The sequence below is a fragment of the Streptomyces sp. NPDC056883 genome (assembly GCF_042788835.1).
GTDB lineage: Bacteria > Actinomycetota > Actinomycetes > Streptomycetales > Streptomycetaceae > Streptomyces > Streptomyces stoeckheimensis.
Genome location: NZ_JBHUBS010000002.1, coordinates 84438 through 97737 on the forward strand (window position 1 = coordinate 84438; position 13300 = coordinate 97737).

A 13300-nucleotide genomic window follows, 5' to 3' on the forward strand; every position below is an offset into this window, starting at 1 on the left:
CGAACCGTCGCCTCATACGTCATACGTCATACGTCATACGTCCCGGCGCCGGACGACCGTCACGGCGACGGCCACCGAGACGAGCGCCCAGGCTCCGAGGGCGATCCAGGAGCCGGTGACGGTGCCCGGGTGGGTGCCCAGGCTGGTGTACGAGTCCGGGTTGAAGGTCAGCCGTCCCTGGGCGGCGAGCGGCAGATGGTTGCCGATCTCCTTCAGGGCCCGGTACCGGTCGCCGCCGAAGAGCAGGGGCAGGATGAAGAGCATGCCCACGACCGCGACGATGGAGGCCGTGGCGTGGCGCAGGACGGCCCCGAACGCCATGCCGATCAGGGCGCACACCGGGACGACCAGCGCGTAGGCGGTGACGGCCCGCAGGCAGCCGGGGTCGTGGATCGAGAGCCCGACGTGACGGGAGGCCAGCATCGCGTTGACGGTGAAGAACGAGGCCACGGAGACGACGACGCCGAGCAGGAGAGTGACCGCCGCGACCAGGACCACCTTGGCCGTGATCACCGCACGCCGGTCGGGGACGGCGGCGAACGTGGTGCGGATCATTCCGGTCGCGTACTCGCCGAAGACGGTGATGGCTCCGAAGGATGCCGCGGCCAAGGCCATGACGGCGGCGGCGATGTCGTTCAGGCCGTGGAACAACGGGTCGTACACGTAGGGGGGTTCGCCGGGAAGCAGGGGATGCGGCTGGTCGATGTACGGCAGGTCGGAGTGGACGGCGTTCACGTTGACCGCGATCGCGACGACGGCGCTGAGGACGAGCACCCAGTAGGTCGACCTGAGCGAGCGCATCTTGATCCACTCGGCGGCGAGCAGGTCGGTGAACCCGGCCGCCTCGGGTTCGGTCGCCTCGGGGTCGGCCGCCTGCTCGAACTGCCGGGCGCCGGACGGGGCCAGTGGGTTCATCGGGGTTCTCCTGCGAGGTATTCGACGCTGTCGGCGGTGAGGGACATGAACGCCGACTCCAAGGACGAGGTGCGGGTGGCCAGTTCGTGCAGCACGATGCGGTGCCGGTGGGCGAGGTCGCCGATCCGGGCGGCCGTCAGGCCCGTGACGCTGACGGCCGGGCCGCCTTCCCGTTGCACCGACGCACCCTCGGCGACCAGTACGGCCTCCAGGGCCGCCGGGTCGGGGGTGTGGACCGTCACGCCCCTGGAGGCGTGCCGTGCCGAGAACTCCGCGAGGCTCGCGTCGGCGATCAGACGGCCCCGGCCGATGACGATGATCCGGTCGGCGGTGTGCTCCATCTCGGCCATCATGTGGCTGGAGACCAGAACGGTGCGGCCCTCGACGGCCAGCTGCCGCAGCAGCCCGCGCAACCACAGCACGCCCTCGGGATCGAGGCCGTTCAGGGGCTCGTCGAACAGCAGCACCGGCGGATCACCGAGCAGGGCGCCCGCGATGCCGAGGCGCTGCTTCATCCCGAGGGAGAACCCGCCGATCCGGCGGTCCGCCGCTTTCGCCAGCCCGACGTCCCGCAGGACCGCGTCCACCCGGGACGGGGGGATGCGGTTGCCGCGGGCCAGGGCGGACAGGTGGGACCGCGCGCTCCGCCCGCCGTGCACGTCCTGTGCGTCCAGCAGTGCGCCGACGTGGCGCAGTCCGCGCGGGCGCCGGGCGAAGGGAACCCCGTCCACGGTGACGGTCCCGGCGGTCGGTGCGTTCAGGCCCAGGATCATCCGCAAGGTGGTGGACTTGCCGGCGCCGTTGGGGCCGAGGAAGCCCGTCACCCGGCCCGGTTCCACGGTGAAGGTCAGGTCGTCGACGGCGACGGTGTCGCCGTACCGCTTGGTCAGCCGCTTCGATTCGATCACGGGGTCCACGCTGCCGGTACGGGTACGGACCGCGCGTCGGCCGGTGGTTCACACTGCGGAGCCGCTCCGGTGGCCCGGGGGATTAGTCCCGTGGGCCAATGCCCCGGCGGGCGGGCACGGATACGATCGGCCGATGACCGCCACCCCTCGTCCACCCCTGCTCAGACGCGTGCCACCGGGTGCGTGGGTGGGTGCCTTCTGGGTGTCCCTCATCCTCCTGCGCATGCTGCAACGGCCCAACGAGCTCCGTCACCTGGTCCAGTACGACGGCAACATCGAGGACGCCCCGCTCCTGGTCACCGCCGTCGTCACGACCCTGGGCGCGCTGCTGCTGTTCCGGGCGCCCCTGGCGGCCGTGGCCGTCGCGCTCGCGGGCTCCGTGTTCGCGCTCGGGATGGCGGTGCGCGAGACGACCTCCGTCCTGTTCCTGCTGGCCGACGCGGCCGTGGGCTACACCGCCGCGACCCGCCCGCGGCGGGTCTCGGTGTCCGCCGCCCTGCTCTGCGTCGCCACGCTGGCGGGCTACGCGGCCTGGCAGATGGCCCGCGGAGGCTTCTTCAACCCCACGCCGCCCGCCGGGCTCGCGTCGACCGTCGTCATCGCCTGGCTGACCGGCAACACGATCCGTCAGAACCGGGCGCACGCCGAGACGGTGCGCGCCCAGGCCACGCGGCAGGCGGTCACCGCCGAACGGCTGCGGATCGCCCGCGAACTGCACGACATGGTCGCCCACAACATCGGCATCATCACCATCCAGGCCGGCGTGGGCAGCCGGGTCATGGACACCCAGCCCGCCGAGACCCGCAAGGCGCTCGACGCCATCGAGGCCACCGGCAGGGAGACCCTCGCCGGCCTGCGGCGGATGCTCGGCGCCCTGCGCAAGGGCGAGGAGGAGTCGGCGCCGCTGGATCCGGTCCCCGGCCTCGCCGCCCTCGACCAGCTGGTCGGGCGCAGCGCGGCCGCCGGTGTCCGGGTCGACGTCCGCAGGCTGGGGGAGCGGCGCGAACTGCCCCCGGACGTCGACCTGGCGGCCTTCCGCATCGTCCAGGAGGCGGTCACCAACGTGGTGCGGCACTCCGGCACCCGGGACTGCACCGTGACGGTCGACTACCGCCGCGGCGAGCTGGCCGTCGACGTGCTCGACCGCGGTCGCGGGGGCAGCGCCGGGGGCTCCGGCTACGGCATCGTCGGCATGCGGGAGCGAGTCGGCCTGCTGCACGGCGAGTTCAGCGCCGGGCCGCTCCCGGACGGCGGCTTCCGCGTGGCGGCCCTGCTGCCGATACCCGAGGAGGTGGCACGGTGATCCGGGTGGTGCTGGTCGACGACCAGCCGCTGATCCGTACGGGCCTGCGCGTCCTCATCGCCGACACCCCCGACCTGGAGGTGGTCGGGGAGGCGGGCAACGGCGCCGATGCGGTGGAACTGGTGGCCCGGCTGCGGCCGGACGTCGCCATCATGGACATCCGGATGCCGGGAACGGACGGGATCGAGGCCACCCGCCGGATCGGCGCGGAGTCCGCGACGACCGGGGTGACGACCCGCGTCCTCATCCTCACCACCTTCGACGACGACGAATACGTCTACGGTGCGCTCCGCGCCGGCGCGAGCGGCTTCCTCGTCAAGGACATGCCCCTGGAGTCCATCCTCGACGGGGTCCGCGTCGTCGCCGCCGGGGACGCCCTCATCGCGCCGAGCGTCACGCGCCGTCTCATCGAGGAGTTCGCGGCGCGGCCCGATCCTTCCCCCGGTGCCCGGCCGGGCGGCTCCCCGGGCGCCGGGCGGGTGGCCGCGGGCGGCATCACGGATCGGGAGCGCGAGGTCCTGACCCTGGTCGGCCGCGGCCTGTCCAACGCGGAGATCGCCGGGGAGCTCATCATCAGCGTGGCCACCGCCAAGGCCCACCTCGCGCGGCTCTTCACCAAACTCGACGCCCGTGACCGGGTCCAGCTCGTGATCCTCGCCTACGAGTTCGGCCTGGTCGCGCCCCCGGGCTGAGGGGTGACCAACCCCGTCTCGTAGGCCGCGATCACCGCCTGGGCGCGGTCGCGGAGGCGGAGCTTGGCGAGGATGCGGGCGACGTGCGTCTTCGCCGTGGCCTCGCTGACGTGGAAGCGGCCGGCCAGTTCGGCGTTGCTGAGGCCGCGCGCCAGGGCTTCGAGGAACTCCAGCTCCCGCGGGGTGAGCGCGGACAGGTCCCGGTGGAGGGGAGCGGCGCGGTCGTCGGCCGTGGCGAAGCGTTCGACCAGCCGCCGGGTGATGGCCGGGGCCAGCAGGGCGTCGCCGGAGCGCACCAGACGGACCGCTGCCGCCAGGTGCTCGGGGGTGACGTCCTTCAGCAGGAACCCGCTCGCCCCGGCGCTGAGGGCGGCGTACACGTACCGGTCGAGGTCATAGGTCGTGAGGATGACGATCCGGGGCGCCGGGCCCTCGTGTTGCAGGATGCGGCGCGTGGCCTCCAGCCCGTCGGTGCCGGGCATCCGGACGTCCATCAGGACCACGTCGGGCCGGGTGCGCCGGACCACGGCGACCGCCTCTTCGCCGTCGGCGGCCTCGCCGACCACCTCGATGCCGTCGGCGGCGAGGATCATCCGGAAACCGGTACGGACCAGGGCCTGGTCGTCGACGATCACCACACGCGGTGCCTCGGTCACGGACCCTCCACCGGGATGACGGCGCGGACCCGGAAACCTCCGCCGGGGCGGGGGCCCGTGTGCAGGGTACCGCCGTAGAGCGCGAGCCGTTCGTGCAGGCCGGCCAGGCCGCGGCCGCCGCCCGGACCCGGCGGCCGGGCACGGCCGCCGCTGTCGGTCACCTCCACCCGCAGCTCCCCGGGCGCGTGCTCCACCAGGACCGACACGGTCGCGCCCGCGGCATGTCTCACCGTATTGGTCAGCGCCTCCTGCACCACCCGGTACGCGGCCAGGTCCACACCCCCCGGAAGCTCGGCCGGGGTGCCGCGCACGGTCAGTTCCACCGGCACGCCGCCGTCGCGCACCCGTTCGGCCAGCTCCGGCAGCCGGTCCAGACCCGGCTGCGGCGCGAGGTCCGCACCGGCGGCCGGGTCGGGGCCGTCGGAGGTCATGGTGAGCAGGCCCATCACGTGGCGCAGCTCCGACATCGCCGACCGCCCGGCGGCCTCCACCGCCAGCAGCGCCTCCTTGGCCTGGTCGGGGGCGGTGTCCATGACCTTGCGCGCGGCACCGGCCTGAATGGTCATCATGCTCACGTTGTGCGTGACCACGTCGTGCAGCTCCCGGGCGATCCGCGCACGCTCCTGGTCCACGGCACGGAGCAGCGCGGCTCGCTGCTCCTCCTGGAGGGTCCGGGTCCGCTGCCGCCAGGTGTGGATGCCGTGGGCGGCGAGGCCGACCGGGAGCAGGACGAGCACCGGCACCAGCCCCTTGTCCACCTCGGGGACCAGGGGGAATACGGCGTACAGCACGGCTCCGGCGAGCAGGGACCCCGCCACGGCCTTGCGGTGCGGGCTGTACACGGCCGCGCTGTACGCCGCGATCAGGCCCGAGGCGAAGGTGACCGTGGTGGCGTCCGCGGCGGCCGTGCCGCCCTGGTGCAGCAGCAGGGTCGCGCCCATCACCGCCCAGTAGACCGCGAGCGGGTACCGGCGGCGCAGCAGCAGCGGCAGGGCGGTCAGTACGGCGACCACGAGCTCCCAGGGTTCCGCGGGAGGCAGCGTGTGCTCGACCGCCGGCACGGGGTGCTTGACGGCCGGCGGCGCCGGTATCCGTACGGGGGGCGGCAACGCGGGGTCGGGTCCGCTCCACACCTCCACGTACGACCGGTTGAGGTCGCCGATGACCGTGTACACGGCGAGCACCAGGGCGATGACCGCGTCGAGCGCCCACGACCGGCTCGAGAGCCGCGGGGGCGCCCCGACGGGACGCAGCCCGCGGGCCCAGTGGAAGAGGGCGTCTCGTGTGCTCATCGGACCAGTGTGCCCAGGGCCGGGCCGTCACGGATCACCCGCGGGGACGGGGGGCTTGCACCCCCGGCCTACATCGCGCGGATGACGCCCGGCGGCATCGTCCCGGCACGGTACGGAAGATCCCCAGCGGTGCCGACGCGGCTCCGGGGCGCCGGCTCCTAGCGTCGGGACGGCCGCACGGGGAGCGGATCCGATCGCTGCCCGACGACGTACGGACCGTGGAGGATCCATGACCGACCACCACCTCATCGACGTGCACGGGGTGAGCAAGACCTACGACGCCGGCCCGGCCGTGCTGACCGGGCTCACCCTGAGGGTGCGGGCGGGCGAGGCGCTCGCCGTCCTCGGCCCCTCCGGCAGCGGCAAGTCGACGCTCCTCAACCTGATCGCGGGCCTGGACCGGCCGAGCGAGGGCAGCGTGAGCGTCGACGGTGTCCGGGTGGACTCGCTGACCGAGACCGAGTCCGCGAAGTACCGGCGTTCGCGGATCGGGATGGTCTTCCAGTTCTTCAACCTCCTCGACGACCTCACCGTCCTGGACAACGTGCTGCTGCCCGCCCAGCTCTCCGGCACGCCCCGCGCCGAGGCCGCGGCCAGGGCGGCCGAGCTGCTCGCGCGCCTGGGCATCGACCGGCACGCCAGGGCCTTCCCCGGCCGGCTGTCGGGCGGCGAGCGGCAGCGCGTGGCGGTGGCGCGGGCGCTCATGAACCGTCCGCCGCTGCTGCTCGCCGACGAGCCGACGGGCGCCCTGGACACCGCTTCAGGAGCCGACGTACGCGAACTCCTGCGCGAGCTGAACGCGGACGGGCAGACGATCGTCCTGGTCACGCACGACCTGGCGCTGGCCGAGTCGTGCGCGACCCGGACCATCGAGCTCGTCGACGGGCGCATCGCGCGCGACGAAGGGATGGTGCGGCGATGAGCGGGCCGCGGGAGGAGCGGGGAGCCGGCGGGCGGAAGGGCCGTGCGGGCGGCGGTCGTCGGAGAGGGGCCCTGGGGCGGGTGGTGCGGGCCGGGGTGGGGCGGCGCCGCGCGCAGACCGCGGTGATGGTCCTGACGACGCTCATCTCCGTCGCCGCGTCCGTTCTCGCCCTCGGGCTGCTGGTCGCCTCCCGGGCACCCTTCGACCACGCCTTCGCCCGGCAGCAAGGGGCGCATCTGACGGTGCAGTTCGACTCCGCGGTGACCGAAGGGCAGATGGCGGACACCGCCCGGCTCCCGGGGGTCGCGGGCTCCTCGGGGCCGTTCGGCGTGGCCTCCGTACGCTTCCGGCCGGCGGTCGGTACGCCGCCGGGCTTCCAGCCGCCGCCGCTGACGGTGGTGGGACGGCCGTCGGCCGGGGGAGAGGCGGACCGGGTCGACCTGATGGAGGGCCGGTGGGCCGCCGCGCCGGGTGAGATCGTGCTGGAGGCCGGCTCGCGGCAGCCGGGGATGCGGCCCGGGACGCGCCTGGAGACCGGCGGGACGGGCGGGACGGGCGGGGCCGCCGGGACCGGGTTCACGGTGGTCGGCATCGCCGAGTCGGTGGGCGAGAGCGCCGACGCCTGGGTCATGCCCGCGCAACTGGACGCCCTCGCCGGGGACCGGACGGGCCACCAGATGCTGTACCGGCTCACCGGCGCAGGCACCGCCGCCGTCGAGAGCGCCCGAGCGGGGATCGCCGCCGCGCTGCCCCCGGCCGCCGTGACCGGCGCCCAGTCCTACCTCGACGTACGGCAGAGCGCCCAGGAGAACACGGCGGCCTACGTCCCCTTCGTGTCCGCCTTCGCGGTGCTGGGCCTGGCCATGTCGGTGCTGGTGATCGGCATCGTGGTGAGCGGCGCGGTGGGCGCCGCGACCCGGCGGATCGGCATCCTGAAGTCCCTCGGCTTCACACCGCTCCAGGTGGGCCGGGCGTACGTGGCCCAGGCGCTGATCCCGGCCGCGGCGGGCGCCCTGCTCGGCGTGGCGCTGGGCAACGCGCTGGCCGTACCCCTGATGGCGGAAGTCGCGCGGTCGTACGGGACCGGGGCGGTGCTCATCCCCGCCTGGGTGAGCCTCGTGGTGCCGGCCGGGGCCCTGGCGCTGGTGGCGGTCACCGCCTCGGTGCCCGCGCTGCGGGCGGCACGGCTGCGCACCGCGCTGGTGCTCGGCATGGGCCGGGGCGCCGGGGGCGGGCGGGGGCGCCGGGTGCGCCGCCTCCTCGGCAGGCTGCCGTTGCCGCGTGCGGTCAGCCTCGGGCTGGCGAGCCCGTTCGCCCGCCCGGCCCGCTCGGCGACGACGGCCGCGGCCGTCACGTTCGGCGCGCTCGCGGTGACCTTCGCGGTGGGTCTGGGCAGCACGCTCGCCGCGGTCGAGCGGGACGGGGATCCGGACCGGGGCGGCGAGGTGACGGCCCGCACGGTCGCCAGGCCCGGCGAGGGCCCGCCGAGCGCGCAGCGCGAGCCCGCCGACCCGGCGGCGGTGGCGGCGGCGATCGGAGCCCTGCCCGAGACGGCGTCCTCGTACCGGATGGCCAGGACACAGGTCTCGGTGGCGGGGCTGACGGGCGGCGCGCCCCTGGTGGCGTACGAGGGCGACGTGCCCGGCGCCGACCACACGATGGTGTCCGGCCGCTGGTTCGCCGCCCCGGGCGAAGCGGTCGCCGCCACCCGCTTCCTGCGGGCCGCGGGCGTCCGGGTGGGCGACGAGGTCGTGCTGTCGGAGCAGGGTCGCACCGTCCGGCTGCGGATCGTCGGGGAGGTGTTCGACCTGGGCGACAAGGGGATGGTGCTGCGCACGGACATGGCCTCGGTCGCGGCCCTGGAGAGCCGGTACCTGCCGAGCTCCTTCATCGTGCGCACGGCCCCCGGGACGGACGCGGGGGGCTACGTCGAGACCCTGAACTCCGCCCTGGAGCCGCTCGGCGCGGAGGCGGAGGCGAGTGAGCCCGGCGAGTCGAGCGTGATCCTCGCGATGCGGGCTCTCATCACCATGCTCACGCTGATGCTGGTGGCGGTGGCCTGCCTGGGCGTGCTCAACACCGTGGTGCTGGACACCCGGGACCGCGTGCGCGACCTCGGGGTGTTCAAGGCGCTGGGGATGACGCCCCGTCAGACAGTCGTCCAGGTCCTCACCTCGGTGGGCGCGATCGGCCTGGCCGCAGGGCTGGTCGGCGTACCGCTCGGGGTGGCGCTGCACGGCTGGGTGATGCCGGAGATGGGCCGGGCCGTCGGCACCACGATCCCGCCGGCGGACGTGGACGTGTACGGCCCCGTGCTGGTGGGGGCGTTGGCGCTGGCGGGGGTGCTCATCGCGGTGGCCGGCGCGCTGCTGCCGGCCGGGTGGGCGGCGCGGACGCGGACGGCGCAGGCACTACGGGCGGAGTGAGCCGGGCCGGCCCGAGCGGGCCGGCCGGGTCGGGTCGGCCGGAGCAGATTGGCCGAATCTGGCCGGTCAGAGCGGACCGGCACGCTCCGGTCCGGCCCGCTCCGGACCGGGGTCAGGACTTGGGAACGGTGTTGATGTGGCTGGTTCCGGCGCTGTAGAAACCGTCCACCGTTTTCTGGACGTCGGCCTGGGAAACCGCCTCACCGGCCTTGTAGTAGAACCAGTTGACTTTCATGTTCCACGTGCGTGAACCACCGGTGAAGGGAAGATCGATGAACCAGTTGCTGAAATGCATGTCCACCTTCTCGCGCGGGACGTATTTCCCGGAGCTGGTGAACAGGTCCTTGCCGTCCAGCGAATAGGTGGCCTTTCCGTCCATGAAAGTGATCATCATGATGTGCCAGCCCTCGAGGCGCTGCTTCTTGAGCGCGTGGGTGACCCGGTCCGGCGGATCGGCCTTGAACCAGCTCGTGGTGTCGAGCTGCGGCCCCACCGAACCCCAGCCGCCGTTCGGCAGGTATTCGTAGTCGAGTTCGCTGTAGTTCGGCGAAGAGTCCGAGGCGGAGATCGGGAAGAAGGTCTCGACGACGTGGTCGCCGTTGCGACCGCTGACGGGCTTGTCGCTCAGGTAGACCCGAGCGGCATAGGTTCCCGTGAAAAGCGGAGTGCCGGTCGTCTGTATCTCGACCTGCTTGGTGCCCTGCTTGGTGCCGTCGGTGGAAGACTGCAGCTGAAGGGCCCTACCTCCCTGGGCGGTCGCGTCGGAAGGGAAGCTGGCGCCGGCGGAAGTCCAGGTGTCCTTGATCCCCGGGCCGCCCCCACCGGTACGGACCTCCCAGCCGTTGGCCTTGAGCGCGGGGTCGTCGGGGCCGCTGTACCGGAAGTCGTCGAACAGGGTTCCCGGCGGTCCGGACGGGGTCGGCGAAGCGCTCTTGGCGGGCGCGGCGTCATCGCGGCCGGGGCCGCCGGAGCCGCTGGTGCACGAGGCCAGTACGCACAGGAGGGCAGGCAGCGTGAGCGCGGTCCACGCGCGGCGACGAGAGGTGCGGCGGGGGTGACTCACACGAGCTCCTTGGGGCGTAGAGGCGGTACCTGGACACGCCCTGACATGAGGATCAATGGCTGATCACATGAGGTGGTCATCCTAAGGTTCGCGGCGACCTGCTCGACCCCGGGTCGCCGAGGTCCCGGCGAAACGGTTCCGCTGGACACGCAGAGATCAGTGCCCGACGACCGTGCGTGTAGATATACCGACTGGTACTGCCAATTGGTATTCCAATCCGATTACGACACCGGAGCAGATGGCGCAAAAAGGGGACATCGGGCCCAAGTCGATTCGGGGCGGTGCACTAGCGTTCGCCCTGCCATCCCGCGGTCTACGTACCCTGCACTGAAAGGCCCCGCAAGGTGCGATCAGCCCCTCCTTCCACCGGACGCGGACCGGCGTACCCGGCCTACCAGGCACAGCCCGAAATGCCCGAGTTGGGTGTTGACGACCCCGCTCCCGCCCCGGTCTTCGTCGACCAGTCGGGTCTGCGCGGCCGTCTGCTGCGGGGTCTCGCCTGGCCCGTCTCCGTGGTCGGCGCGGTCCTGGCCGTCGCCATGGGCAGCAGCCTGATCGGCATGCAGGCGGAGGCCCCGGCGATGGGCATCCCCGTACAGCCCTCGCGGTCGCCCGCCCCGCCCGGCTCGCCCGTGCCGTCGGCCACCCCGGCAGGGTCGGCAGCGCCCTCGGGGTCGCCCTCGCCCCGGACGGCCACACCCTCCGCGACACCCGCGACGAAGCCCTCCGGCGCCACGCCGAAGCCTTCGGCCGGCACGCCGAAGCCGTCGGCCGCTCCGTCGAAGTCCTCGGCCGCCCCGCCGAAACCCCCGGCCGCACGCACGTCGAAGCCCACGCCGAGCGCGCCGAAGCCCATGGCCGGGACCGCCGGCCCACAGAGCCCCACGGCCACCGTGCCGTCCGGCGGAGGCCCTTCGGGTCCGTCGGCCAACACCCCCTGATCGTCCGCACCACCCATCTCCAGGAGCGTCATTGTCCCGCCATCAGCGCCGCCGGCAGTCCCTGCTGAGGCCGCGCCGACTGGCCGCGCCGCCGCTGCGCTTCTTCATGCCGCTGTCCCTGCTGGCGTGCCTGCTTGCGCTTCTCGTGCTGCGCGGCCTCGCCACCAACGAGGCCTTCCACGACGACCGGATCGCGATCTCGGTCGACAAGACGACCGTGCCGCAGCACCTGCTCAAGGGCGGTCCGGTCATCGACGCGCGCGGCAGCAAGAACGAGCAGCCCGTGAGCTATCACATCCCCGACCGCACGGTGGTCCTGAGCTTCGACGACGGTCCCTCGCCGCAGTGGACTCCGAAGATCCTCGAGGTGCTCGCGCGCCACGAGGTCCGTGCGGACTTCTTCGTGACCGGCGCCATGACCACGCGCAACCCGGAGCTGATCCGGCAGATCGTCGCGGGCGGCCACGAGCTCGGCGTGCACACCTTCACCCACCCCGACCTGGTGTACCAGTCCCGCGCCCGGATCAGCTGGGAACTGGCGCAGACGCAGCTGGCGCTGGCCGGAGTCGCGGGCGTCCACAGCGCGCTGTTCCGCCCGCCGTACTCCTCCGACGCCTCGGCGATGGACGACTGGAACTACCCGGTCATCAAGTACGTGGGAGCGCGCGGCTACCTCACCGCCTTCATCGACCGGGACACCGACGACTGGAAGCGTCCCGGTGTCGAGGAGATCGTCAAGGCGGCGATGCCGGCCACGCCCGGTGCGGGCGAGCTGATCCTGCTGCACGACGCGGGTGGCGACCGTACCCAGACCATCGAGGCGCTCGAGCAGATCATCGTCAAACTGCAGGCCCAGGGCTACCGCTTCACCACCATCTCCGACGCACTCGGCGCCTCCAGCGCCACCGTGCCGGTGACCGGATTCCAGCTGTGGGCGGGCAAGGGATACATCTGGGCCACCCAGGTCGCCGTGCACACCCTGCCGGTCCTGGTCGGGCTGCTGGCCCTCGTCGGCTTCCTCAACTTCGGCCGGTTCGGGCTGATGCTCGTCCTCGCACCGATGCACGCCCGGCGCGCCAAGCGGCGGGACGCCTGGGGAACGCCCGTCACCGAAACGGTCACGGTCCTGGTCCCGGCGTACAACGAGCGCGAGTGCATAGCCAACACCCTCAACTCGCTGGCCGTCAGTGACTATCCGATCGAGGTCATCGTCATCGACGACGGCTCCTCGGACGGCACCGCGGACATAGTCGAGGCGATGAACCTGCCGTTCGTCCGGCTGATCCGCAAGGCCAACGGCGGCAAGTCCAGCGCCCTCAACACCGGTATCGCGGCGGCCTCGCACGAGATCATCGTGATGATGGACGGCGACACCGTCTTCGAACCGTCCACCGTGCGCGAGCTGGTCCAGCCCTTCGGAGACGCGACGATCGGCGCGGTCGCGGGCAACGCCAAGGTCGGCAACCGCGACAGCCTGATCGGCGCCTGGCAGCACATCGAGTACGTCCTCGGCCACAACCTGGACCGCCGGATGTACGACATGCTCAACGTCATCCAGACCATCCCCGGCGCGGTCGGCGCCTTCCGCAAGGAGGCCCTGCGGCGGGTCGGCGGGATGAGCGACGACACCCTCGCCGAGGACACCGACATCACCATCGCGGTGCTCTGCGACGGCTGGCGGATCGTCTACGCCGAGGAGGCCCGCGCCTGGACCGAGGCGCCCGCCAGCCTCCAGCAGCTCTGGTCCCAGCGGTACCGCTGGAGCTACGGCAGCATGCAGGCGATGTGGAAGCACCGCGCCGCGGTGACCTCCCGCGGCCCGGGCAAGCGCTTCGGCCGCATCGGGCTGCCGCTCGTCGTGCTGTTCGGCGTGGTCGCCCCGCTGCTGGCGCCGCTGGTCGACATGTTCCTGCTGTACGGCGTGTTCTTCGGGGACGCCGGGATCACGCTCACGAGCTGGGGCGGCTTCATCCTGCTCCAGGCCGTGCTGTCCTGGTACGCCTTCCATCTCGACCGCGAGAAGCCCTGGTACCTGATCAGCCTGCCGATCCAGCAGCTGGTCTACCGGCAGCTCATGTACATCGTCCTGCTGCAGTCCGCGATCACGGCGATGACCGGTGGTCGACTGCGCTGGCAGAAGCTCCGGCGCACCGGCGAGGTCGCTGTACCCGTGGAGGCCTGA

At 72.7% G+C, this 13300-nt stretch carries 11 protein-coding genes; 5 read left to right on the forward strand and 6 right to left on the reverse strand.

Annotated features, from left to right (window positions below; genetic code table 11):
• Window positions 1-33: 33 nt before the first annotated feature.
• Together ACFRU2_RS05730 and ACFRU2_RS05735 are read right to left on the reverse strand one after the other, a co-directional pair.
• Entirely contained in the window at window positions 34-915 is an 882-nt protein-coding gene (locus tag ACFRU2_RS05730; RefSeq protein WP_382968027.1) for an ABC transporter permease, read from the reverse strand.
• Window positions 912-1823 (reverse strand): ABC transporter ATP-binding protein, encoded by a 912-nt coding sequence (locus tag ACFRU2_RS05735; protein WP_382968030.1) that lies wholly within the window; start codon window positions 1821-1823, stop codon window positions 912-914. The genes ACFRU2_RS05730 and ACFRU2_RS05735 overlap by 4 nt, the downstream gene beginning before the upstream one ends.
• A 133-nt stretch (window positions 1824-1956) precedes the next feature.
• Between ACFRU2_RS05735 and ACFRU2_RS05740 the strand changes: the two genes are divergently transcribed.
• A complete protein-coding gene (locus tag ACFRU2_RS05740; protein WP_382968032.1) occupies window positions 1957-3126 on the forward strand; it encodes a sensor histidine kinase in 1170 nt (389 codons plus the stop codon).
• Complete coding sequence (locus tag ACFRU2_RS05745) at window positions 3123-3818, forward strand: response regulator (protein ID WP_382968035.1); 696 nt, start codon at window positions 3123-3125, stop codon at window positions 3816-3818. The genes ACFRU2_RS05740 and ACFRU2_RS05745 overlap by 4 nt, the downstream gene beginning before the upstream one ends.
• Here ACFRU2_RS05745 and ACFRU2_RS05750 read toward each other — a convergent pair.
• Window positions 3785-4474 (reverse strand): response regulator, encoded by a 690-nt coding sequence (locus ACFRU2_RS05750; RefSeq protein ID WP_382968038.1) that lies wholly within the window; start codon window positions 4472-4474, stop codon window positions 3785-3787. The genes ACFRU2_RS05745 and ACFRU2_RS05750 overlap by 34 nt on opposite strands.
• Complete coding sequence (locus tag ACFRU2_RS05755) at window positions 4471-5766, reverse strand: sensor histidine kinase (RefSeq protein ID WP_382968041.1); 1296 nt, start codon at window positions 5764-5766, stop codon at window positions 4471-4473. Before ACFRU2_RS05755 ends, ACFRU2_RS05750 begins: the two co-directional genes overlap by 4 nt.
• A gap of 229 nt (window positions 5767-5995) precedes the next feature.
• On the opposite strand from ACFRU2_RS05755, the gene ACFRU2_RS05760 reads away from it, so the two are divergent.
• Window positions 5996-6688: an ABC transporter ATP-binding protein gene (locus ACFRU2_RS05760; protein WP_382968043.1), complete on the forward strand. Its 693-nt coding sequence runs from the start codon at window positions 5996-5998 to the stop codon at window positions 6686-6688.
• On the forward strand, window positions 6685-9114 hold the full coding sequence (locus ACFRU2_RS05765; RefSeq protein ID WP_382968046.1) for an FtsX-like permease family protein: 2430 nt from the start codon (window positions 6685-6687) through the stop codon (window positions 9112-9114). The genes ACFRU2_RS05760 and ACFRU2_RS05765 overlap by 4 nt, the downstream gene beginning before the upstream one ends.
• A 112-nt stretch (window positions 9115-9226) precedes the next feature.
• Here ACFRU2_RS05765 and ACFRU2_RS05770 read toward each other — a convergent pair whose 3' ends face one another.
• Window positions 9227-10177 carry a glycoside hydrolase family 16 protein gene (locus tag ACFRU2_RS05770; protein WP_382968048.1) on the reverse strand — a complete coding sequence of 317 codons (951 nt, stop codon included), beginning with the start codon at window positions 10175-10177 and terminating at the stop codon, window positions 9227-9229.
• A 391-nt stretch (window positions 10178-10568) separates the two neighbouring features.
• A complete protein-coding gene (locus tag ACFRU2_RS05775; protein WP_382968051.1) occupies window positions 10569-11150 on the reverse strand; it encodes a hypothetical protein in 582 nt (193 codons plus the stop codon).
• Window positions 11151-11212: 62 nt separating this feature from the next.
• Here ACFRU2_RS05775 and ACFRU2_RS05780 point away from each other — a divergent pair, with 62 nt between their 5' ends.
• Window positions 11213-13300: a bifunctional polysaccharide deacetylase/glycosyltransferase family 2 protein gene (locus ACFRU2_RS05780; RefSeq protein ID WP_382969561.1), complete on the forward strand. Its 2088-nt coding sequence runs from the start codon at window positions 11213-11215 to the stop codon at window positions 13298-13300.

Coding starts and splice junctions, on each gene's coding strand:
- ACFRU2_RS05730 (WP_382968027.1), bottom strand. CDS start 915: ATGAACCCACTGGCCCCGTCCGGCGCCCGGCAGTTCGAGCAGGCGGCC.
- ACFRU2_RS05740 (WP_382968032.1), top strand. CDS start 1,957: ATGACCGCCACCCCTCGTCCACCCCTGCTCAGACGCGTGCCACCGGGT.
- ACFRU2_RS05755 (WP_382968041.1), bottom strand. CDS start 5,766: ATGAGCACACGAGACGCCCTCTTCCACTGGGCCCGCGGGCTGCGTCCC.
- ACFRU2_RS05760 (WP_382968043.1), top strand. CDS start 5,996: ATGACCGACCACCACCTCATCGACGTGCACGGGGTGAGCAAGACCTAC.
- ACFRU2_RS05765 (WP_382968046.1), top strand. CDS start 6,685: ATGAGCGGGCCGCGGGAGGAGCGGGGAGCCGGCGGGCGGAAGGGCCGT.
- ACFRU2_RS05775 (WP_382968051.1), bottom strand. CDS start 11,150: ATGACGCTCCTGGAGATGGGTGGTGCGGACGATCAGGGGGTGTTGGCC.